At 72.5% G+C, this 22,311-nt stretch carries 19 protein-coding genes, 1 rRNA gene and 1 pseudogene; 7 read left to right on the forward strand and 14 right to left on the reverse strand.

The window, feature by feature from the left end:
• Positions 1-262 precede the first annotated feature (262 nt).
• Together ACIBJC_RS22520 and ACIBJC_RS22525 are read left to right on the forward strand one after the other, a co-directional pair.
• Entirely contained in the window at positions 263-2,071 is a 1,809-nt protein-coding gene (locus tag ACIBJC_RS22520; protein WP_329824672.1) for a glycoside hydrolase family 15 protein, read from the forward strand.
• Positions 2,072-2,542: 471 nt separating this feature from the next.
• Positions 2,543-3,019, forward strand: coding sequence for a TnsA-like heteromeric transposase endonuclease subunit (locus ACIBJC_RS22525; protein ID WP_399295114.1), 477 nt, complete (start codon positions 2,543-2,545; stop codon positions 3,017-3,019).
• A 193-nt stretch (positions 3,020-3,212) separates the two neighbouring features.
• Here ACIBJC_RS22525 and ACIBJC_RS22530 read toward each other — a convergent pair whose 3' ends face one another.
• Both ACIBJC_RS22530 and ACIBJC_RS22535 read right to left on the reverse strand, forming a co-directional pair.
• Entirely contained in the window at positions 3,213-3,419 is a 207-nt protein-coding gene (locus ACIBJC_RS22530; RefSeq protein ID WP_399295116.1) for a hypothetical protein, read from the reverse strand.
• A 41-nt stretch (positions 3,420-3,460) separates the two neighbouring features.
• On the reverse strand, positions 3,461-4,054 hold the full coding sequence (locus ACIBJC_RS22535; RefSeq protein ID WP_399295118.1) for a TetR/AcrR family transcriptional regulator: 594 nt from the start codon (positions 4,052-4,054) through the stop codon (positions 3,461-3,463).
• 77 nt (positions 4,055-4,131) lie between these two features.
• Between ACIBJC_RS22535 and ACIBJC_RS22540 the strand changes: the two genes are divergently transcribed.
• Complete coding sequence (locus ACIBJC_RS22540) at positions 4,132-4,548, forward strand: VOC family protein (protein ID WP_399295120.1); 417 nt, start codon at positions 4,132-4,134, stop codon at positions 4,546-4,548.
• A gap of 132 nt (positions 4,549-4,680) precedes the next feature.
• Positions 4,681-5,118, forward strand: coding sequence for a helix-turn-helix domain-containing protein (locus tag ACIBJC_RS22545; protein ID WP_399295122.1), 438 nt, complete (start codon positions 4,681-4,683; stop codon positions 5,116-5,118).
• A gap of 400 nt (positions 5,119-5,518) precedes the next feature.
• Here ACIBJC_RS22545 and ACIBJC_RS22550 read toward each other — a convergent pair whose 3' ends face one another.
• The 7 genes from ACIBJC_RS22550 to ACIBJC_RS22580 all read right to left on the reverse strand — a co-directional run bounded on the left by ACIBJC_RS22550 (position 5,519) and on the right by ACIBJC_RS22580 (position 14,902).
• Positions 5,519-7,222 (reverse strand): hypothetical protein, encoded by a 1,704-nt coding sequence (locus ACIBJC_RS22550; RefSeq protein ID WP_399295124.1) that lies wholly within the window; start codon positions 7,220-7,222, stop codon positions 5,519-5,521.
• A 121-nt stretch (positions 7,223-7,343) separates the two neighbouring features.
• On the reverse strand, positions 7,344-9,371 hold the full coding sequence (locus tag ACIBJC_RS22555; RefSeq protein ID WP_399295126.1) for a hypothetical protein: 2,028 nt from the start codon (positions 9,369-9,371) through the stop codon (positions 7,344-7,346).
• 187 nt (positions 9,372-9,558) lie between these two features.
• Positions 9,559-10,650 (reverse strand): glycosyltransferase family 4 protein, encoded by a 1,092-nt coding sequence (locus ACIBJC_RS22560; protein WP_399295128.1) that lies wholly within the window; start codon positions 10,648-10,650, stop codon positions 9,559-9,561.
• A 324-nt stretch (positions 10,651-10,974) separates the two neighbouring features.
• Complete coding sequence (gene recN, locus ACIBJC_RS22565) at positions 10,975-12,723, reverse strand: DNA repair protein RecN (protein ID WP_399295130.1); 1,749 nt, start codon at positions 12,721-12,723, stop codon at positions 10,975-10,977.
• A gap of 124 nt (positions 12,724-12,847) precedes the next feature.
• Entirely contained in the window at positions 12,848-13,786 is a 939-nt protein-coding gene (locus ACIBJC_RS22570) for an NAD kinase (RefSeq protein WP_399295196.1), read from the reverse strand.
• A gap of 23 nt (positions 13,787-13,809) precedes the next feature.
• Positions 13,810-14,625, reverse strand: a complete 816-nt coding sequence (locus ACIBJC_RS22575; RefSeq protein ID WP_399295132.1) for a TlyA family RNA methyltransferase — start codon at positions 14,623-14,625, stop codon at positions 13,810-13,812.
• A gap of 34 nt (positions 14,626-14,659) precedes the next feature.
• Entirely contained in the window at positions 14,660-14,902 is a 243-nt protein-coding gene (locus ACIBJC_RS22580; RefSeq protein ID WP_399295133.1) for a hypothetical protein, read from the reverse strand.
• Positions 14,903-14,945: 43 nt separating this feature from the next.
• Between ACIBJC_RS22580 and ACIBJC_RS22585 the strand changes: the two genes are divergently transcribed.
• Positions 14,946-15,293 (forward strand): SCP2 sterol-binding domain-containing protein, encoded by a 348-nt coding sequence (locus ACIBJC_RS22585; RefSeq protein ID WP_399295135.1) that lies wholly within the window; start codon positions 14,946-14,948, stop codon positions 15,291-15,293.
• On the opposite strand, the gene ACIBJC_RS22590 is transcribed toward ACIBJC_RS22585, so the two are convergent.
• Complete coding sequence (locus tag ACIBJC_RS22590; RefSeq protein WP_399295137.1) at positions 15,282-16,166, reverse strand: ABC transporter ATP-binding protein; 885 nt, start codon at positions 16,164-16,166, stop codon at positions 15,282-15,284. The two genes, ACIBJC_RS22585 and ACIBJC_RS22590, sit on opposite strands and share 12 nt — an antisense overlap.
• Positions 16,167-16,534: 368 nt before the next feature.
• Here ACIBJC_RS22590 and ACIBJC_RS22595 point away from each other — a divergent pair, with 368 nt between their 5' ends.
• Entirely contained in the window at positions 16,535-17,449 is a 915-nt protein-coding gene (locus ACIBJC_RS22595; RefSeq protein WP_399295139.1) for a siderophore-interacting protein, read from the forward strand.
• A 46-nt stretch (positions 17,450-17,495) separates the two neighbouring features.
• On the opposite strand, the gene ACIBJC_RS22600 is transcribed toward ACIBJC_RS22595, so the two are convergent.
• Positions 17,496-18,524 (reverse strand): HAD-IIA family hydrolase, encoded by a 1,029-nt coding sequence (locus ACIBJC_RS22600; protein ID WP_399295141.1) that lies wholly within the window; start codon positions 18,522-18,524, stop codon positions 17,496-17,498.
• An 84-nt stretch (positions 18,525-18,608) separates the two neighbouring features.
• Here ACIBJC_RS22600 and ACIBJC_RS22605 point away from each other — a divergent pair, with 84 nt between their 5' ends.
• Complete coding sequence (locus tag ACIBJC_RS22605; RefSeq protein ID WP_399295143.1) at positions 18,609-19,898, forward strand: DUF1015 family protein; 1,290 nt, start codon at positions 18,609-18,611, stop codon at positions 19,896-19,898.
• Positions 19,899-19,971: 73 nt separating this feature from the next.
• Here ACIBJC_RS22605 and ACIBJC_RS22610 read toward each other — a convergent pair whose 3' ends face one another.
• From ACIBJC_RS22610 to rrf, 3 genes and pseudogenes are all read right to left on the reverse strand, one after another.
• The gene (locus ACIBJC_RS22610; RefSeq protein ID WP_399295198.1) at positions 19,972-20,757 is read right to left on the reverse strand and encodes a hypothetical protein; all 786 of its coding nucleotides are present in this window, start codon (positions 20,755-20,757) and stop codon (positions 19,972-19,974) included.
• Between the two features lie 153 nt (positions 20,758-20,910).
• Positions 20,911-21,570 (reverse strand): annotated as a pseudogene (locus ACIBJC_RS22615) (RNA helicase); the annotation flags it as partial.
• Between the two features lie 650 nt (positions 21,571-22,220).
• Positions 22,221-22,311, reverse strand: a 5S ribosomal RNA gene (gene rrf / locus ACIBJC_RS22620); the annotation flags it as partial.

The raw sequence follows: 22,311 nt of genomic DNA on the forward strand, positions 1-22,311 counted from the left end.
CTTCCGGCCACGCGTCGCCTCCCCTTTCCCCCTCGTCACACTTTTTCCCCCTCGTCCCCTCAGACCCACTCGTTCGGCGGACCGCTCATTTTCCGACCGTGACGCGGAACCCCGACGTGCGTCGTATCCTGCTCAAACATTCGCTGCCGAGTCCGGCCGGCAAACGGCACCACCCCCGCCCGATTTCCCGGAAAATGAGCTCGTCAACGACCCTTGACCGCAGTAAGCGCCCCGCGGGGCGGACGTGGCCGTTCGACTGGAGATGCACGTGGCCGGGCGCATCGAGGATTACGCACTCATCGGAGACATGCAGACCGCTGCCCTGGTCTGCCGGGACGGCACAGTCGACTGGCTGTGCCTGCCCCGCTTCGATTCGCATGCCGTGTTCGCGGCTCTGCTGGGAACCGACGAACACGGCTTCTGGCGACTGGGGCCCGCGCATCCCGCGGGCTCCGTACCGCCGCGGGCCACGCGGCGCCGTTACCGCGGGGACTCCCTGATCCTGGAGTCCGAGTGGGACACGCCGCGCGGCACCGTGAGGGTGACCGATTTCATGCCGCCGCGTGACGGCGCGCCGCAGCTCATCCGGATCGTCGAGGGCGTCAGCGGCCGGGTGCCGATGCGCTCCGCGCTGCGGATGCGCTTCAGCTACGGGCGCGTCGTGCCGTGGGTCCACAAGGTGGACAACCGTACGGTCGCCGTGGCCGGCCCCGACTCGGTCTGGCTGGACACCGAGGCGGAGACGCACGGCAAGGACCTGACGACGTACTCCGACTTCACCGTGGCACCCGGTGACCGGATCGCGTTCACGATCAGCTGGCAGCCCTCGCACCGCCGGCCGCCCGCGCTGCCGGACCCGGAGGGCTCCCTGGAGGCGACCTCCGACTTCTGGCGCGAGTGGGTCGAGCACTGCACGTACCACGGCCCCTACCGGGAAGCCGTGATCCGTTCGCTGATCACGCTCAAGGCGCTCACGTACGCGCCGACCGGCGGCATCGTGGCCGCGCCGACGACCTCGCTCCCCGAGGAGATCGGCGGCAGCCGCAACTGGGACTACCGCTACACGTGGCTGCGCGACGCCGCGATCACGCTCTCGTCCCTGCTGCGCACCGGCTACCGCGAGGAGGCCCGCGCCTGGCGCGAGTGGCTGCTGCGCGCCGTGGCCGGCGATCCGGAGAACCTCCAGATCATGTACGGCATCGCGGGCGAACGGGAGCTGGGCGAGGCCGAGCTGGACTGGCTGCCCGGCTACGAGCGCTCGGGCCCGGTCCGGGTCGGCAACGGGGCCGCGCACCAGCTTCAGCTCGACGTGTACGGCGAGGTCACCGAGGCGCTGCACCTCGCGCACATGACGGGTCTGGCGCGCAACGACTACGCCTCCGTCCTCCAGCTCAAGCTGATCCGCTACCTGGAGAAGCACTGGGACCAGCCCGACGAGGGCATCTGGGAGGTGCGCGGGCCGCGCCGGCACTTCGTGCACTCCAAGGTGATGGCGTGGGTCGCGGTCGACCGGACGATCAAGCTGATCGAGTCGGGCGACGCGGACGGGCCGCTGGAGCGCTGGCGCGAGCTGCGCGACGACATCCACCACGATGTCTGCGAGAAGGGGTACGACAAGGAGCGGAACACCTTCACGCAGTCGTACGGCTCCAAGGAGCTCGACGCGTCGCTGCTGCTCATCCCGCAGATGGGCTTCCTGCCGCCGGACGACAAGCGGGTCATCGGCACGATCGAGGCGATCCAGCGCGAGCTGTCCACGGAGGACGGTTTCGTGCTGCGCTACCCGACGTCCGGCGACGACGCGGGGGTCGACGGCCTGGAGGGCGACGAGGGCGCGTTCCTGGCCTGCTCGTTCTGGCTGGCCGACGACCTGGCGATGATCGGGCGGGTCGACGAGGCGCGCAAGCTCTTCGAGAAGCTGCTGGCGCTGCGGAACGATCTCGGGCTGCTGGCCGAGGAGTGGGACTCCCGGCTCCAGCGCCAGGTGGGCAACTTCCCGCAGGCGTTCAGTCATGTGCCGCTGATCGACACGGCGCTGCGGCTGACGGCGTCGGGCGCGTACGGCGGCTGACGGCCGTGTGGGATCCCAGATCCCGTGTCCTTTTCCCACCGGTGATGTCCACCGCGTGGCCAATAGGACAGGGGGATGGGATTCATGCCCCGTGAGCGAGTAGTTCCCCTCTTTGTGTACAGGACCGCCCCGGTCAGCGTCTGCGTGCGCGGCCGGGGCAGGACTCCGGCGTTTGGCGGCCAATGGGGCCGCCTGGGAAATCGCGGGGTCGGTGGTCCGATGGGTACAGCGGTGGCCGCGCCGGTACGGCTGAGTGTCCGGCGTGGTGACGAGTCCGTGGTGGAGGACCTGGAGTAGCCGTCGGCGCCGCTCGGGCTGCTGCGGGGGCCCGGCCGTGGCGGACGTTCCGCTGGTGCAAGGGGCAGCAGCACCATTCGGGCACGTACTGGTCGGCGACCGTGGGCGACCACGTGATCTACGAGTCGCGGCCGGAGCTGGGGCGGCTGTCTGTTCGCCGACTTCGCCCCGGAGGTGCGGCACATCGTCGCCCAGCCGTTCCTGCTCAAGGCCGACGCCGATGGCAAGGTTCGCAAGCACATCCCGGACTGTCTGCTGGTGACGGATGACGGCCCGGTGGTCGTGGACGTCAAGCCGCGCCACCGGCTTGGCAAGCCGGAGGTCGCCTTCACGTTCGCCTGGACGCGGGAGGCGGTCACCTCACGCGGGTGGCAGTACGAGGTGTGGAGCGAGCCGGATCCGCATGTGCTGGAGAACGTCCGGTTCCTGGCCGGCTACCGCCACGCCTGGCTGTTCGACCCTGGCCTGCTGGCCACTCTGAGGGCTGCGGATCTGGACGGAAGGCCGCTGGGCGATGCCTTCCGGCTGCTGCCGAAGTGTCCCCGGCCGCTGGTGAAGTCGGCGGTGCTGCATCTGCTGTGGTCCGAGTACGTGACAACCGCGTTGGACCGGCCGCTGAGCGCTGGGCACGTGCTGCGGAGGGCCGCATGAGCGGGGCGGGGACGAGGCTGGGGGTCGGGACGCACTTCCGGCTCAAGGGTGGGACGGTCGAGGTCGTGGAGTTCGCCAGCCTGGCCACGGGCATGGAGGTCGTCCTCAAGGATGGGCGCGAGTCGTCGCCCTGGTTTGGCGGATACTTACCGGCGTTGTGATCCCTGACACGCACAGGCTGAGGGGGATTGGGCTATCCGCCAGGTGCTGGAAGCTCGGTCGCCAAGGTTTTCTCGCTAGCCGCCCACGACGCCAACAGGGCCAGATTGTCAGCGGCCGGCCCCTCCGCGGGTGCGGTGTAGACATTCAGCTGCAGGCCAGGTTCGGTGGGCAGATCCATGGACTCGAAGTCCAAGTCGAGCCGGCCCACTACTGGTTTACACCGCACCCGCGGGCACACCGACCGCCGACAATTTGGCGCCCTGTTGTGTGGTCATCAAGTCAACCGGTTCGCAGGGCCTGCAGCAGTTGCGTCAGCGCGGCTTTGGTGTGGTCCAGGTCTTCGGGGTCGGAGGAGGATGCGAGCCACAGGGCGGCCTCGTTCATTGCCCCTGACAGCAGGTGGACCAGTGGTGCGACTGGCTGCGGGGCGATGATCCTTGCGTCGCTGAGGGAGGACAACGCGTCGGCGAGGTGGCGGGCCGAGGCGGCTTCGTCCATCGCCCGCCATTGGCTCCATCCCAGTACGGCAGGCCCGTCGACCAGCATGACGCGTTGGATGTCCGGATCGGTGGTCGCGGTGAGGAACTCCTGGCAGCCTGCGGTCAGCTGGGTCCAGGGGTCGTCGTGGGCGTCGGCGGCCGCGGCAACGCGTCGGCCCACTTCCTGCTGCATCTCCTCCAGGACGGCACGGAAGAGGTCCGCCTTGCCGGTGAAGTGGTGATAGAGCGCGCCCTTGGTCACCCCGGCTGCCTGGACGATTTCCGCCAGGCCCACCGCGCCGTAGCCGCTGCCTGAGAACAGGCGCCTGCTCTCCCGCAGCAGCGCCTGCCTGGTCTGCTCCCGCTGCTGTGCCCGGATGCCGTGCTGTCGCATCGAACTCCTCATTGACATACCGATGGTATGTGAATATTGTCATTCGCATACTGATGGTATGCGAAAGGGGTTGAGGTATGAAGCTGACCGGCTTCTATCCCGTGATCGGCACAGCGAAGCTGCGAGATTCCCACGACTTCTACACCCGGCTGCTGGGGTTCGAGACGACGTTCGAGGCCGACTGGTACGTCAGCCTGCGCCAGCCAGGAGATCCCGGGTACGAGCTCGCCCTCCTCGACCACAGCCACCCGACGGTTCCCAAAGGCCACCGGGTCCCCGCGCAGGGCCTGCTGCTCAACTTCGAGGTGGAGGACGTGGACGCGGAATGGGAACGGCTCGTCACCAGCGAAGGGCTGCACCCCATCCTTGAACTGCGCAGCGAGGACTTCGGGCAAAGGCACTTCATCGTGGCCGATCCCAACGGTGTCCTGATCGACCTGATCACGCCCGTCGCCCCCACCGCGGAGTACCGCGAGCAGTACGTCACCAGCTGACCCCGAGGGGCGTGTTCGTCAACGGCCTACCGGGCACGCCCTGGCCACCGAGGACTCGAGGGCTGTGCCGGTGAGGGAAGCCGGCGCTGTCCCTCCCGTTCACCGACCCGAGAGACGGGCCGCTCTCCTTCCATGCCCGTATGCTCTGCCGTGCCCGTGGAGCTGACCGCTTCCGAGCGCCACCGACTCAAGAAAATGGCCTACGGCCACAAAACCCCGCACCAGGCACGCCAACGGGCGACGATCGTGCTCCTGGCGGCACGAGGTCGCGGCAACGCTCGGATCGCCGCCGAAACCCACCTGCACGTGGACACCGTGCGCCGCTGGCTCAAGGACGACGCACCCAAGCCCTGGCAGCACCGCTCCTGGATCTTCATCCGCGACCCGAACTTCCGCGCCACCGCTCAACGGGTCCTGGACCTCTGCGCCCGCACCTTCGACAGCGTCCCGCTCGGCGAAGACGAGTACGTCATCTCCGCGGATGAGAAGACCTCCATCCAGGCCCGCTGCCGCTGCCACCCCACCCTGGCCGCCTACGACATCCACCGGGCCCGTCTTCGGCCGTTGTGAACGGACCACCGGCATCGTGCCGTTCATGAGACCGGTCGAGCAGGTGATGACCAGCGAGCCCTACGCCAGCGCAAAACGCGTGTACTGGATCGTCGGCAACGGCTCCTCACATCGCGGCCAGTCGGCCATAGACCGCCTGGCCAACAGATTTCCGAACGCCGTGGTCCATACACCCGTCCGCCCAACGCGACCACCTCATCACCCTCGCCTGCCTCCGTCCGGGCCACCCCACCGCCTACGCCAAGGACAAACCATGGGGACCAGCGTCGAATCCCGCAGATCGCTGCGCAGTCAGTGGCCGGCAGCGAAGGGAACCTGCACGGCCGGGCCGAAGGCCACGGGCGGGGCCCGGACGGAGCGGTTCACGCCGCACCCCGTCCGGGCTTTTCCCGTCCCGCGGTCACTGCGGGGTGGTGAACTCCACCCGGACGTCGCGGGTCCCGGTGCGGACGGTCACGCCTTCGGCGATCTCCTTCGCGGAACAGCCCTCCGCCAGCAGGACGTTCACGGCGGCGCCCAGCAGGACCGGGTCCAGCGGCGCGTGGTGCTCGCCCCACGGCCGCGCCGAGGACGCCTCCAGCAGGGTCCCGTCGCGCAGCACGACCAGCGCCGTACGGCTGCCCAGGGCGGCGACCGCGACGTTCAGCGCCGGGAGGGCGGTGAAGCGTACGGCGGCCCAGCGGGCAGGGGTCAGCAGCGGTTCCACGGTCGTACGGGCCAGGACCTCGGCGTATCCGCGCCACCGGGTGTCCGTACCGTGGTCGTGGGCCGCGTAGAAGCCTCTGCCGGCTTCGTGCCGGCCGGGGACCACCGGCCAGCGGCGCAGCTCCACCACCCCGTCCGCCGGGCGGCCGCCGACGACGTCGTGGACGGCGGAGACGGTGTGCGGAACGGGGCGGGGGTCGGGGACCGGATCCGGCGTCCCCTCCTCCGGCGGGAGGCGTACGCCCCGGTGTTCGAGGTACGAGTAGAGCTTCCGCCTGGTGCGTTCCGCGCCCTCGCCCCGGGCGCCGAGCTGGAGGGCGAAGACATCGTCCAGCTCACCGGGGACATGCCGGTCCACGGCGCCCCGGAGTTGTTCGAGCAGCGGTCCTCCGGGGTCGAGGACGGGCGCCCGCCGGGCGAAGGCGGCCGTGGGAGAGGCCGGGTCCAGTTCGTCCAGGCCGGTGGCGGCGAGCAGGGTCACCCGGTCCAGGGCGGCGCTGTAGAAGGTGGTGGAGCCGTGGTCACCGATCACCCAGTCCCCGGCGACCACGGCCGCCCGCCAGCCCTCCTGGGGAGGGATCACGAGGAGCCCCGCGTCCATGGCCCTGGCCAGCCGTTCGAGGACGCCGTCCGTGGTGTGGCGGGCCCAGACGTTGGGGTGCAGGACGAGCGCCACCGCGTACTCGTCGGCGGGCAGTTCCGCGAGCAGCCGCTCCGGCAGATCGGGGCAGCGGCCGAGCAGGGAGTGCCTGCTCCACGTCGAGTGGACGACGACGAGCCGGCGCCCGCCGACGACGCCGAGCCGTTCGCGGTAGATGTCGCGCCGCGGCAGGCTGTCCCTGATCCGGTCGAAGCACGGGTCGCCGACGGTGACCGCGTACGGCACGGCCTCGGGGCAGGAGACGGCGAGGCGGGCGATCTGCTCGTCGTGGGAGACGCAGATGCAGGACGGCAGGACCTTGCCGCGCCGCATCAGTTCCCGTGCCGAGAGCCCGGCCGGTGACGACGTGTCGCCGGTGGATTCGGTGACGAGCCGGTTGTAGCCCGCGCCGTGGGGCAGCACGACGAGCGGGGTGTCCCTGCGGTACATGGAGCGGTGCACGGCGCAGGCGACGACGAGGTGGAAGCGCCGCCGTCTGGCCTCGCGCCAGCTCAGGACGGTCACGCCGAGCCCGGCCAGGTACTCCGGCAGCCCCGCGTCGAACGCGGAGCCCGGGTTGACGGTGTACGACACCTCGATCCCGTCCTCGGGGCGCAGCAGCCGTGTCACGTCCCGCAGCCGGGTCGCGGAGGTCAGGGTGCGGGCGACGGCCAGGACGCGGGCCTTGGGCGGCTCGTAGGTGTCCCAGCGCGGACCGGCGTGCCGGGCGCGGCTCCTGAGCGGCGGGAACACGGCCACCTCCGGACGGTTGCGTTCATGGTTCACGTGGCCATGCGGTCAGGTGCGGGAAGGGAGAGGAGGGAGAGGGGTGCGCAGGTGATCGTACTGAACCGGGCCACCCTGCTCGGGGCGGGCCGGCTCAGGCCGGTCCCGGCGGCTGGGACAGGCCCATGCGGGCGCGCAGTTCGCGGAGGGTGCGCAGGCGCTCCTCCGCGAGCCGGTCGTCGCCGGTCTCGCCGGCCAGTTCCGCGGTGAGTTCCAGGGCCTGGTCGAGCTTGGCGTACTGGCCCTGCCGCCCGGCCCACACCGCGGCCTCGTCGGCCGTCCGCAGGGCGAGTGCGGGGTCTCCCAGGGCGCGCTGGGCGCGGGCGAGGTGGATGCCGATCTTCGACCGCATCCCGTCGTCCCCGGTCGTGTCCGCCGTGGCGGCGGCCCGCGTCAGGGTGTCGGCCGCCTCCTGGTCCCGTCCTGCGGCGAGCAGCGCCTGCCCCAGGTTGTAGCTCTGTACGACGATGCCGTGCCGGTCCCCCGCGTTGGCCTCCAGCGCGTGGCTGAACAGGTCGACGGCGGTGTCCGGTTGGCCTGCCGCGAGGTACAGCAGCCCCTGGGACTCGCGTACTGCGCCGGAGAGGCGGGGGTCGGCCAGCGCCTCCAGGAGGGCTTCCGCGCGGGCCAGTTGGTCCCTGGCCTCGTCGTACTCGCCCAGTCCGTAGTGGGCGCGGGCCAGTTGGTTGCGCATCCTGACCTCGGCGTCGAAGCGGCCTTCCCGGGCCGCGGCCTCGATGCCCAGGCGGTGCGACTCGATCCAGTCCGCGTAGTGCTTGCGGCCTTCGAAGAGCGCCCACATCGACTCGCAGAGCCGCCACACGGCGTCGTACCAGCGTTCCCCGGCCGCGTACCGCAGCACGGCGAGGAGCGTGTCCCGCTCGTCGTCGAGCCAGTCCAGCGCCTCTGCGGCGGTGGTGAAGAGGGGATCGCGGCCCGCCGCGGAGGGCTCGGGGCCCTCCTGGAGGCGCCACCGGTCGCCGAGGATCAGCCGGTCGGCGCGGGCCGCCGCGTCGACGTGGAACGCCACGACGCCGCGCAGCGCCTCGCGGCGGCGCTCCTCGGCGCCCTCCCGCCCACCGCTGAGCGCCCGCGCGTGGGCGCGGACCACGTCGTGCAGCCGGTGCCGGCCCCGGGGTCCGGCGGGGACCGCGAGATGCGCGGCGAGGAGGTCGGTGAGCGCCGCGTCGAACCCCTCCGCGCCCGCCGCGTGCGCGAGGGGTGCGGTGAAGGTGGTGCCGGGGAGCAGGCCGAGCAGGTCGTAGAAGCGCCGGGTGGCGTCGGAGAAGCCCGCGACGACGGTGTCCATCACGGCCCTTCCGCCGCCGGGTCCGTCAGCGTCCTCAGACAGGTCACGCACCACGTCCTCCAGTGTCGTGTGGGGGCGTTCCACGAGGCGTTCGCCGACCGCGCGCAGCAGGAGCGGCAGCCCGCCGCAGAGGGCGACCAGTTCGGCCGCCTCGCGCTCCGTCCCCGTACTGCGCCAGCGCCGTACGAGCCGGACGCCCGCGCCGCTGTCCAGCGGGGCGACGGGCACGTCCACGGCGCCGTCGAGCAGCAGGGGCGCCAGCCGGGTGCGGCTGAGGACCACGGCCAGTCCGGCGGCGGGCAGCAGCGGTCCGACCTCGGCGGCGTGCCGCACGTTGTCGAGCACGACCAGCGTCGGGCGGCCCGCGGTGGCCGAGCGGAACAGCGCGGACCGTTCGGCGAGGCTGGGCGGGATGTAGCTCTCGTGCACCTTGAGGGAGCGCAGCAGGATGCCGAGGACGCCGCTGATGTCGACGGCGCCGCCGTGGCGCAGGTCCTCCAGGTCGACGTAGAGCTGTCCGCCGGGGTAGCGGGCGTGCACCTCGGGGTGGCCGGCCCAGTGGGCGACGAGCTGGGTCTTGCCGACGCCGCCCACGCCGGTCACCAGTGCCTGGGCGCAGCGTTCCTGCGGGGTGGCGAGTACCCCCTTGAGGATGGTGAGTTCAAGGTCCCGGTTGACGAATCCGCCGTGCGGTACGGGGAGTTGGCGAGGGGTCCACGGCGGCGGCGCGGGCGGCAGGGCGATCGAGCCGATGTGTCCGGCCTGCACCAGCGGCCCCATGATCACCGCGTCGCCGGAGACGGTGTTGTCCACCGTGTGGCCGGCTCCCTCAGCACTGCGGCGGCTCTCCACGCGCTCTCCCCTCAGCCCGCTCCGGCTGCCCACCCTAGGGCCTCTCGTTTGGATCTTGCTGGGCCCGCGTGCCCGCAGTGACATCAGCCGCTGCCGCGGCGGGCGCTCCCTGACCCAGCCAGACCCAAACGAAAGACCCTAGACGAATTCAGCGCTGCGGGCGTCCCCGCTCCGTCAGTTCGTCGTACACGCACAGCACCTGCGCGATCGTCTCGTCCTCGGTCGGCCAGGTGGCCGCCTGCGCCCGGCCCGCGGCGGCCAGCCGGGCGCGCCGCCCCGGGTCGCCGAGCAGCCGCGTCACCGCGTCCGCCAGGGCCGGGGCGTCGCCGTACGGGACGAGTTCCGCCGCGTCGCCGACCAGTTCGGGGATGGCGCCCACCGCCGTCGCGACCAGCGGTACGCCGAGCCGCAGCGCCTCCTGTGCGAGGACGGAGCGCGCCTCCCAGCGGCTGGCGAGCACGGCGACGTCCGCCGATGCGAGGAGTTCGCTGATGTCGTCCCTGCGGCCGATGAGCTGTACGGGCAGGTCGTCGGCCTCGATCCGGCGCTGGAGTCTGCCGCGTTCGCGGCCCTCGCCCGCGATGGTGAGCAGCGGGGTGGGGTCGAGGTCGCGCCAGCCGGCGACGGCGTCGAGGAGCGTGTCGTACCCCTGATCCGGTACGAGAGCGCCGACGGCCATCAGTAACGGCCGCTCGACCGCGCCGAGTTCGGCGCGGGACTTGTTCTCCTCGCCCGCGCTGCCCGGGCAGGGCGCGGGCAGCGCGACCGGCGCGAGGCGGGCGTCGCGCGCGCCCCTGGCACGCGCCCCGTCGACCAGTTCGGAGGTCGTGCCGAGCACCACCGAGGCGGCGCGGACGGCGCGCCGTTCCAGCATCCGCAGCAGGCGGCCACGGGGCCCCTCCGCCTCCGTACGCGTGTGCCAGGTGACGACCAGCGGCACCCGCAGGCCGCCGAGGGCGAGCGCGGTCCGTACGGCGGCGTGCAGTCCGTGCGCGTGCACCACGTCCGCCCCGGCGCAGGCCGCCCGGAGCGCCGCCACCGAGGCCGGGTCACCGCGCCGGGCCACGGGGACGTGGGAGGCCCCCGCGCCGCCGAAGTCGTAGGCCAGGTCGAGTGCGGCGGGGGCGCACACGGTCACACGCACGCCCCGGGCGACCAGCCCCGCCGCCAGCGAACGGACGTGCGCGCTGCTGCCCGCGCTGCCACCGCCCAGCACCTGGACCGTACGCAGTTGTGTCACGTGGGCAGGGCTCCTGGATTCGGGTGAGAAGGCGGCGATGGGGGTGAGGGGGGTACGTCAAGGATGCCAGTCCGTACGCACGTTCCGGCACCGCCGGGGCGTCGTTCCGGTGTCCGACGCCTCAACTCCGCGCCCGGATCACTCACACGGGTGAAGGCACGGGCCGACCCTGCCACCGTACGCCGTCGCGGCGACGACTCCCAGTGCGCGCGAGGGCGGTCCGGCCCCGCCCTTCCCGGTCCCGCCCTTCCCTGCCCCGCTCGCCCCGACGGCAGCCGTACGGATCACTCCGCATCACTCCGAACCGCCCCGAACCGCGCCGCATCACTCCGAACGGGCCGTCGCCAGCAGTTCCTCCGCGTGGGCGCGCGCCGTCTCCGAGTCCTCCTGACCCGCGAGCATCCGGGACAGCTCCCGTACCCGGTCCTCACCTTCCAGGACCGTCACCCCGGAGCGCGTCACGGATCCGTCGACCGTCTTCTCGACCAGGAGCTGCCGGTCCGCGAAGGCCGCGACCTGGGGGAGGTGGGTGACCACCACGACCTGCGCCGACCTGGCGAGCTTCGCCAGCCTGCGGCCGACCTCGACCGCCGCCTTGCCGCCGACGCCCGCGTCGACCTCGTCGAAGAGGTAGGTGGGCACGGGGTCGGACCCGGCGAAGACCACCTCCACGGCGAGCATCACGCGCGACAGCTCACCGCCCGAGGCGCCCTTGGCGATCGGCCGGGGCTGGGCGCCGGGGTTCGGGGCCAGCAGCAGTTCGACCTCGTCGACGCCGTGCGGCCCGTAGACCACGGGGCGCCCGCCGACATCGACGCCCGCGCTCGCCTCCGCCGACTCCGTCTGCCGGATGTCGAACGAGACGCGCGCGTGCGGCATGGCCAGGGAGGCCAGCTCCGCCGTGACGTCCTCGGCGAAGCGCGCCGCCGCGTCCGTACGGGCGTCGGTCAGCGCCTGGGCGAGGCCGGAGAGTTCGGCGCGCAGCGCGTCGCGTTCGGCCGTCAGCTCACCGATCCGCTCGTCGTCGCCCTCCAGCTCGGTGAGGCGCGCCGCGCTCTCCTCGGACCAGGCCAGTACGGCGTCGATGTCCGCGCCGTACTTCCTGGTCAGCCCGGTGAGTGCGGCCCGGCGTTCCTCGACGGCGGCCAGCCGGCGCGGATCGGCGTCCACATTGTCCGCGTATCCGGCGAGTTCGCCCGCGACATCGCTCAGCAGGATCGCGACCTCCCCCATCCGGTCGGCCAGTGAGGCCAGCACCGGATCGTGGGACCGTACGGCTTCAAGGGCCCGCCCCGCGCCCCCGACGAGGGTGGTCGCGTCGACGGCCTCCAGGTCCTCGGGGTTGCCCGCGAGCGCCGCGTGGGCGAGGGAGGCGGCGGAGGCGAGCGCCTCCGCGTGGCCCAGCCGCTCGGCCTCGGCGGCGAGTTCGGTGTCCTCGCCGGCCCGGGGTTCGACCGACTCGATCTCGGTCAGCCCGAAGCGCAGCAGATCGGCCTCCTGCGCCCGCTCCCTGGCCCGGGTGGTCAGTTCGTCCAGTTCCGTGGCCACGGCCCGCAGCCTGCGGTACGCGGCGGTGTACGCGGTGTGCGGTACGGAGACCGCCGCGCCCGCGTACCGGTCCAGGGCCTTGCGCTGCCGCGCGGGCCGCAGCAGGCCCTGCTGGTCGGTCTGGCCGTGCACGGCGACCAGATCGTCCGCCAGCTCGGCCAGCACGCCCACGGGCACGGAGCGTCCGCCGAGGTGGGCGCGTGAGCGCCCCTCCGCCGAGACGGTCCTGCTGATGAGCAGCGCGCCCTCGTCCAGCTCGGCGCCCGCCTCCTCGGCGCGCAGCGTCGCGGGCGCGCCGGGGGCAAGCGTGACCCGCCCCTCGACGACCGCCGACTTGGCGCCGATCCGCACCAGGGCGGCGTCGGCGCGCCCGCCGAGCAGCAGTCCCAGACTGGTGACGATCATGGTCTTGCCCGCGCCGGTCTCGCCGGTCACCGCCGTGAAGCCGGGCGACAGCTCGACGACCGCGTCGTCGATGACCCCGAGCGACCGTATCCGCATCTCCTCCAACACGGTGACGACCATACGAGGTCCTGGCGCCCGGTGCGCCACGCACCCCACCCCCGGACCTCCCGGGAGGGTGTCGACCGGGTGGTCCGCCCTTCATCCCATACGCGGCGAAACCACCCGGAACCGTACAGGGGTGGGATCAGTGCGGCGCCCCGCGCCAGCCGGAGACCGGCAGCGCGAACTTGGCCACCAGCCGGTCGGTGAACGACGCGTGGTGCAGCCGCGCCAGCCGTACCGGGACGGAGCCGCGCCGTACCTCCACGCGCGCGCCCGGGGGCAGCTCGATGGTCCGGCGTCCGTCGCACCACAGCACCCCGTTCGGGGTGTCCTGCTGCACCTCCACCGCGAGCACCGTCGTCGGCGACGTCACCAGCGGTTTCGCGAAGAGCGCGTGGGCGCTGATCGGCACCATCAGCAGCGCCTCGACCTCCGGCCAGACGACCGGGCCGCCCGCCGAGAAGGCGTACGCCGTCGAACCGGTGGGGGTGGCGCAGACGATGCCGTCGCAGCCGAATCCGGTGACCGGTCTGCCGTCGATCTCCAGGACGACTTCGAGCATCCGCTCGGGCGAGACCTTCTGCACGGCCGCCTCGTTGAGCGCCCAGTCCTCGTGGACGACGTCGCCGTTGCTGTGGACGACGACATCGATCGTCATCCGCTCCTCGACCTCATACTCACGGGTGACGACCCGGTCGACGACCTTGTCCAGATCGTCCCGTTCCGCCTCCGCGAGGAAGCCGACCCTGCCCAGGTTGACGCCGAGCATCGGCACGCCGGAGGCGCGCGCGAACGCGGCGCCGCGCAGCAGGGTGCCGTCGCCGCCGAGCACGATCAGCAGCTCGCACCCCTCCAGCGCGTCGGGGATGGCCTCGGAGGCCGTCTGGACGGAGTCGGGCAGCGGCAGATCGGGCGCCTCGCTGTTCAGCACCCGTACCCCGATACCGCTGCGCACCAGCCCGTTCACGACCAGTTCGGCGCTGCGGATGGCCGCCGCACGACCGGTGTGGACCAGCAGGAACACAGTCCGGTCGGCGTTCGCCGCGCGTTCCTCGCTCAATGCTCTTTCCCCGTCCCGCATCAGTTCCTCCGCCGTGTCTCTCGTCACCGGGGCCCCTCCGCCACTGCGCGGTCGACATCCGCCGGGTCCAGCTCGGGAGCTCCGGAGCGGAGCCACAGAAAGTACTCCACGTTACCGGAGGGTCCGGGCAGCGGGCTGGCGGTGACGCCCCGTACCCCGAGGCCGAGTTCACCCGCCCGGCGCGCCACGTTCCGTACGGCCTCTGCGCGCAGCTCGGGGCTGCGGACCACGCCGCCGCTGCCGAGTCGTTCCTTGCCGACCTCGAACTGCGGCTTGACCATCATCACGAGATCGGCGTCGGGGGCGGCGCAGCCCACCAGGGCCGGCAGCACCACCCCCAGCGGAATGAACGACAGATCCCCCACGATCAGATCCACGGGCTCCCCTTCGATCGCATCAAGCGTCAACTCACGTACGTTCGTACGGTCCTTGACGGTGACGCGTTCATCGCTCCGCAGCGACCAGGCGAGTTGTCCGTATCCGACGTCCACCGCGACCACCCGGGCGGCCCCGGCGCGCAGCAGCACATCGGTGAACCCCCCGGTGGAGGCGCCAGCGTCGAGGGCCCGCCGGCCGCGTACCTCCAGGCCGAGCGGTACGAAGGCGGCGAACGCGCCCGCGAGTTTGTGCCCGCCGCGCGAGACGTAGTCGGGGTCGCCGTCGTCCGTCTTGACGACGACGGCGGCGCTGGTCTCCACCTGCGTGGCGGGTTTGGTCGCGGTGGCGCCGCCGACCGTCACCCGGCCCGCGGCGATGAGCTGGCTCGCGTGTTCGCGCGAGCGCGCGAGGTTACGGCGTACCAGCTCGGCATCGAGACGGCGGCGTGCCAGTCCAGCCACGTTCGGTTCAGCTCCTGTGGTCGTACGCGAGAGGTCACCGGGGAGGTCCCGGGGGTGCCGGACGTACGTCGAGCGCGGTCAGCGCGTCACGCAGTCCCCCGTGTACATCCTCGTACACCTCGACGTGGCCCTCGGCGGGGAGGTGGTCGGCGTCGGCGAGCCTGGCCAGCGTACGGTCCACCCCGTCGTCGCCGGTCGGGGTGCGGGCCACGCCGAGGGGGCGGGGCGCCGCCGGGTCGGGCGCGCCGGGGGGCTGGTCCGCGATCACGTCGCTCATACCGGAAACGCTACCGCGAAGAGCTGCGGTACCGTCGGTCACGATGGCGACGAAGGAAGAGTGCCGTAGCGCACTCGACAAGCTCTCCGGCAATCTGGCGCGGACGGACGGCGAGGTCGGCGGCGCGGCCGGCTTCGACCGCTCGCTGAGCTGCCACATCACCGATCTGGATGTCACGTTCACCGGGCGTCTGGTGGACGGCCGGATCGAGGTGGCCGACCCGGTCCCCGGACCGCCGCCCGGCAAGGCACAGATCAGGCTGGCCATGACGGGCGACGATCTGGTGGCGCTGGTCGACGGCGAACTGAACTTCGCCCGCGCGTGGGGCTCCGGCCGGGTCAGGCTGGAGGCGGGCTTCCGCGACCTGCTGCGCCTGAAGTCACTTCTCTAGCACCGCGGCGGCCTCGGCCTGGACCGGCGCCTCGCCCTGCGCCTCGTCCTCGACCGGCTCGGGGGCCTGCTCCCGCGAGGGCTTGCGCCGTGCCTGGCGCCCCGCCGGCACCACCAGCGGCGTCCCCGTCTCCGGGTCGTCGATGACCTGGCAGCGCAGCCCGAAGACCTGCTCCACCCGCTCGGCCGTCACGACCTCCGCCGGGGAGCCCTCCGCCACGATCCGCCCGTCGCGCATCGCGATGAGGTGGGTGGCGTACCGGGCGGCGTGGTTGAGGTCGTGCAGGACGGCGACGAGCGTACGGCCCTGGGTCTCGTGCAGTTCGGCGCAGAGGTCGAGCACATCGATCTGGTGCTGGATGTCGAGGAAGGTGGTCGGCTCGTCCAGCAGCAGCAGCGGCGTCTGCTGCGCGAGGGCCATCGCGATCCAGACGCGCTGGCGCTGGCCGCCGGAGAGCTCGTCGACATAGCGGTCGGCGAGTTCACCGACACCGGTGGCCTCCATGGACTCCCCGACGATCCGCTCGTCCTCCGGCGACCACTGGCGCAGCAGCCCCTGGTGCGGATAGCGGCCGCGCGCCACCAGGTCGGCGACGGTGATGCCGTCGGGCGCGATGGACGACTGCGGAAGCAACCCGAGGGTCTTGGCGACCTTCTTGGCGGGCATCGCGTGGATGACCGAGCCGTCGAGCAGGACGCGTCCCTCGGAGGGCTTGAGCATCCGGGAGAGCGCGCGGAGCAAGGTCGACTTGCCGCAGGCGTTCGGGCCGACGATCACCGTGAAGGAGTGGTCGGGTATCTCCACCGACAGATCGCGGGCGATGACCCGCTGGTCGTAGCCGAGGGTCACCGATTCCGCGGTGAGGCGCTGCATGGTCGTACTCCTGGGGTCCGCGGGGTTCGTTGCCGGTACCGGCACCGGCGTGGGTGTCAATGCCGCTGATGCTGCCGATGCTGACGTGTGGTGCGGATGTCTGTCCTCCGGATGCCTGCCGTTCCCCCGCGTCCCGCCCGGGCGCTCCGTGACCAGGTGGTGGGGACTGTCGAGCAACACGGGGTTAGGTTAGCCTACCCTCGCATCCTGCTTCGGTCAGGGACATCCTCGTCATGGCCGACCCACCGCCGCGGCCGAGGCGGGCCGGATCGCCCCTGGCTCAACGAAACACAGCTCCGTCACGCGGGGTACGCCCCGCTCCTGGAACAACTCGCCGCCGCCGTCGAGAAGTCGAAGAGGCTCCCCGTATGACCAACGCTTCCCCGTCCCTGGCCCCGACCGCCCCGTCCGCCCCGCCCGCCCCGTCCGCTCCCGCCCCGTCGCCCGCTCCCTCCCCGTCCCCCTTCCAGTTCTTCGCCGTCGAAGTGCTCCGCGCGGAGCGGATCACCCCCGCCATGGCACGGATCGTCCTCGGCGGCGCCGGCCTGGCGCGCATGGCCTCCGCGGGCCGCGACCAGCGCGTCAAACTGTTCCTGCCCCACCCCGGCCAGAGCGAGCCGGTCATGCCGGAGAAGGAGGCGGGGGCAGTCGACTGGTACGGCGCGTGGCGCGCGCTCGACCCGGCGGTGCGCGGCATCATGCGTACGTACACGGTGCGCGAACTGCGCCGCGACCCGGACGAGTTGGTCATCGACTTCGCCCTGCACGCGGAGTCCGACGACGCGTCGGGGCCCGCCTCGCGCTGGGCCGGGTCCGCGGCGCCCGGCGACCGGATCCGCGTCCTGGCCCCGGTCGAGGAGGAGAACGCCGGGTACGACTTCCGGCCGCCGGACGGCACCGACTGGATCCTGCTGACCGCCGACGAGTCCGCGCTCCCCGCCGTCGCCGGCATCCTCGGCACCCTGGCTCCGGGCACCCCGGCCCGGGTCTGGATCGAGGTCCACGACCCGGCGGACCGCCAGGAACTCCCCACGAAGGCGGACGCCGACATCACCTGGCTCGTGAAGAACGCCTCGCCCGCAGCCCCGGACGCCATCCGCGCCGCCGCGCTCCCGGAGGGCACGCCGTACGCCTGGGTCGCCGGGGAGTCGGCGACGGTGAAGGCGGTACGCCGCCACCTCGTCGCGGACCGCGGCTTCGACCGCCGGGCGGTGAAGTTCAGCGGCTACTGGCGCCGGGGCGCCTCCGAGGACAACCTGATGGAGGCGACCGAGAGCGCCTGACCCGGCCCACCCTGCGAGAGGCGCCGCCCGGCGCCTCTCGCAGGGCCTAGAGCCCCAGCCGGGCCAGCGCCTTGCCCGCGTCCAGCGCGCACGCGCCCTCACCGGCGTCCGTCCAGGCCGCCGCGCACAGCGCCCGCAGCCCGTCCAGCGCCGTACCGTCCCCGTCCAGGGTCAGCTCGCCCGCGCCGGCGGTGGCCGTCCAGCCGCCGCAGCCGAAGCCGCCGTCCCGCGCCACCACCTCGGGCTGCCCGGTGAGCAGCCCGCGCAGGTCGGCGTCCACGTACGTCGGCCGGTGCTGGGGCTCGGCGGCCAGCAGCCGCGCCCCGTCCGTCACCCCGGTCAGCACGAGCAGCGAGTCGACGCCGCCGTTGAACGCCCCCTCGATGTCGGTGTCCAGCCGGTCCCCCACCACCAGCGCCTTCCTGGCCCCGGTCCGCAGGATCGTCTCGCGGTGCATCGGGGGCAGCGGCTTGCCCGCGATCTGCGGCTCGGCGCCCGTGCCGATCCGTACGACCTCCACCGCCGCGCCGTTGCCCGGCATGATCCCGCGCGCGCTGGGGATCGTCAGGTCGGTGTTGGACGCGAACCACGGCACGCCCCGGTTGATCGCATAGCACGCCTCGGCGAGCCGCGCCCAGGGCAGATCGGGGCCGCCGTACCCCTGCACCACCGCGGCCGGGTCGTCGTCGGCCGACTCGACCGGCTCCAGACCGCGCTCGCGCAGCGCGATCCGCAGCCCGTCACCGCCGATGACCAGCACCTTCGACCCCGCCGGGAACTGCTCGGCGATCAGCCGGGAGACCGCCTGCGCCGAGGTGATCACGTCGTCGGGCTCCGCGGGCACGCCCAGCTCCGTGAGATGGGCCGCGACGGTGTCCGGCGGGCGGAGGGCGTTGTTGGTGACGTACGCGAGCCGCATGCCCCCGTCCCGGGCCGTGGACAACGACTCGACCGCGTGGGCGATGGCCTCGCCGCCCGCGTACACCACACCGTCGAGATCGAGCAGCGCCGTGTCGTACGCCTCGCTCAGCGCGGTCGCACTCCCGCTCGGCCTGGTCCTGCTCTGCTGGCTCATGCTGCTTACGCTCCTCGCTCGGGACTTATCACCCGATCATCGCTCATGCCCACCCCGCCCATACGATGCACATACGATGCTCGGATGAACACAACAGGTCCTGTGGACAAGGGGCTGCGGCTGATTCCGTTCCGCGGGCTCCGGTACGTCCCGGAGCGTGTCGGCAGCCTGTCCGCGGTGACCTCGCCACCGTACGACGTCGTCGTCAGGCCCGACGGACTGCACCACCTGGAGTCCGCGGACCCGCACAACATCGTCCGGCTCATCCTGCCGCAGGCCGCCACCCCCGAGGCCCGGCACCACCAGGCGGCGGCGACGCTGGCGCGATGGCAGGCGGAGGGCGTACTCGCCCCGGACCCCGAGCCCGCGCTGTACGTGTACGAGCAGCGCAGGGGCGAGGTGCTCCAGCGGGGGATCATCGGCGCTCTCGCGCTCTCCTCCCCCGCCGCCGGCATCGTGCTGCCGCACGAGGACGTGATGCCGGACGTGGTGGAGGACCGCGCCGCGCTGCTGCGGACGACGGCCGCCAACCTGGAACCGCTGCTGCTGACGTACCGCGGTGACGCGGACGCCCCGGGCGGTACGGCAGGCGTCGTCGCACGTGCCCTCCGCCGCGAACCGCTCCTCACCACCACCACGGAGGACGGCTTCGCCCACCGCCTCTGGTCGGTCACGGACTCCGCCGATCTCGCGCACATCGCCGACGACCTCGCCCACCGCCAGGCCCTGATCGCCGACGGCCACCACCGCTGGGCGACCTATCTGCGGCTGCGCGACGAGCACGCGGCGCGGGGGTCGACGGGTCCGTGGGGGTACGGCCTGGTGCTGCTGATCGACACGGCCCGCTACCCCCTCCAGGTCCGCTCCATCCACCGCCTCCTGCGCGGACTGCCGGTCGGCCGGGCGATCGACGCGCTCGCGGGCGCGTTCCGGGTCCGTACGGTCGAAGGACCGCTCACCGAGGCGCTCGGCGCGCTGGCGGACGCGGCGGCCACGGGCAACGCGTTCCTGCTCGCCGGGGACGGCCGCTTCCATCTCGTCGACCGCCCGGACCAGGGACTGCTGTCCCGTACGGTACGGACCGACCGCCCGGACGCCTGGCAACGGCTGGACGCGACGGTCCTGCACGCCACGCTGCTGGACCAGGTCTGGCGGATCCCGGACGACCCGGAGCACATCGCGTACATCCACGACACGGAGGCGGCCGTCGTCCAGGCGGAGCGCACCGGCGGTACGGCGGTGCTGCTGCACCCGGTGCGCGAAGACGTCGTACGGGACCTGGCGCGCCAAGGGGTCACGATGCCGCGCAAGTCGACGTCGTTCGGCCCGAAACCGGCCACGGGTCTGGTCATGCGGAGCGTCACCCTCGGCTGACGCCTCGCCGGGCGGCTGACATGACGATGGGCGGTACCCCGACCGGGATACCGCCCATCTCTGTCATCGTCGCTCAGCGCTTGTCGTCCTCGTCGAGGACCACGATGTCCTCGTCGACGAGCGCGTCCGCGTCCGCGTCGACCACGGGCGGGGCAGCGGCCTCGGCCGCTCCCTCCTCCTTGGCGTCGGCGTCGGTCACGGCGTCGGTCGTGACCTCGCTCCCGGCCTCGATCTCGTCCTCGCCCATGGCGTCGACGAACTCGACCCCGTCCAGTTCGGCGAGCCGGTCCGAGGCGTCGGTCGCCCCGTCCTTGTCCGCCTCGATGGTCTTGCCGAACCACTCGCGCGCCTCGTCCTCACGCCCGGCCGACAGCAGGGCGTCGGCGTACGCGTAGCGCAGCCGAGCCGTCCACGGCTGTACGGAGTGGGACGCGAGCTCGGGGCTCTGCAGGGTGACGATGGCGGCGTCGATCTGCCCCATGTCCCTGCGCGCACCGGCCGCGACGAGCCGCATCTCGACCTGTCCCGCCTTGTCGAGCTTCTGCACCTCGGGCTCGCCGGCCATGGCCATCGCCCGCTCGGGGCGGCCGAGACCGCGCTCGCAGTCGGCCATGACGGGCCACAGCTCCACGCTGCCGGTCATCCGCCGCGCCGCCCGGAACTCGGCCAGCGCCTCGGCGTACTTCTGCGTCGCGTACGCGGCGAAGCCGGCGGCCTCGCGCACGGCGGCGACACGGGAGGCGAGCCGCAGGGCGATCCGCGAGTACGCGTACGCCTGCTCAGGCTCCTCGTCGATGAGCTGGGCGACCATGACGAGGTTGCGCGCGACATCCTCGGCGAGCGTCTTGGGCAGGCTCATCAGCTCCTGCCGCACGCTCTTGTCGATCTCGTCGCCGGTCACGTCGTCGGGGATCGGCAGCCGCTTGATGGGCTCCCGGTCCCGGTCCCGGTCATCACGCCGCTCGTACCCGCCACCGCGGTTCTCGTCCCGGCCGCGGTATCCACCCCGGTCGCCGCCACGATCGTCGCGCCGGTCGTCGCGTCGGCCGTAGCCGCCGCCGCCACGGCTGTCGGCCCCACGGTCATCGCGACGGGGGCCACTGGGACGGCCGCCCCGGTCGTCCCGCTGGAAGGCGGGTCGATCGTCACGACGGTCGTCACGGCGGGGCCCGCTCGGACGGTCGTCACGCCGGTCATCGCGACGGAAACCACCCGACCGGTCGTCACGGCGCGGAGCGCCGGAGCGGTCATCACGACGCGGTCCGGAGGGCCGGTCGTCGCGACGGTCGTCCCGACGGAAGCCGCCCCGGTCACCACGGTCGTTGTCACGGCGCGGACCGGAAGGCCGGTCATCGCGACGGGGGCCACTGGGACGGCTGCCCCGGTCGTCCCGCTGGAAGGCGGGCCGGTCGTCACGACGGTCGTCGCGACGCGGACCGCTCGGACGGTCGTCACGCCGGTCGTCACGACGGAAACCACCCGACCGGTCATCACGGCGCGGAGCACTGGACCGGTCATCACGCCGGTCGTCACGGCGCGGACCGGAAGGCCGGTCGTCGCGCCGGTCGTCCCGACGGAAGCCGCCCCGGTCACCACGGTCGTTGTCACGGCGCGGACCGGAAGGCCGGTCATCGCGGCGATCGTCCCGCTGGAAGGCCGGACGGTCATCGCGGCGCGGTCCGGAGGGCCGGTCGTCACGCCGGAAGCCGCCGGGCCGGTCGTCGCGACGGGGACCGCTCGGGCGGTCGTCACGCCGGTCATCGCGACGGAAACCTCCCGACCGGTCATCACGGCGCGGACCACTGGGCCGGTCGTCACGGCGGTCATCGCGGCGTGCGTAACCGCCACCGCCACGGTTGTCACCGCCGGCCGGTCGGCCGCCACGGTCGTCGCGACGACCGTAACCACCGCCACTGCCGCCGGCCCCAGACCCAGAGCCGGAGCCGGAGCCGAAACGGGAACCCGAGTTGGGACGGCCGCCACGGTCGTCATCGCGACGCGGCCCGCTGGGCCGGCCGTCCCGCGCACCACGGAACCCGCCACCGCGCTGGTCATCGCGACGCGGTCCACGGTCGCGATCGTCACGGCCGCCACGGAAGCCGCCCCGGTCGCCGCTGTCGCTGCGGCGCGGGTCGCGCTCAGGACGGTCGTCGGAGGAATTGGGGGACATCGGTTGGGCTCCTGTCTTCGGGTACCGCAGCCATTCTCGCGCAGTCGGGGTGCCGACGAGCGCTTCGGGACGGTGGCTTCGGGTAATAGAGGGCAAAACAAAAAGGACCCGTAGCCCAGCGTGAACGCTGGACCACGGGTCCTTGAAAGATTGTTCGGCGGCGTCCTACTCTCCCACAGGGTCCCCCCTGCAGTACCATCGGCGCTGTGAGGCTTAGCTTCCGGGTTCGGAATGTAACCGGGC

Origin of the sequence: Streptomyces sp. NPDC050509, from assembly GCF_044457965.1 — a bacterium.
Classification (GTDB): domain Bacteria; phylum Actinomycetota; class Actinomycetes; order Streptomycetales; family Streptomycetaceae; genus Streptomyces.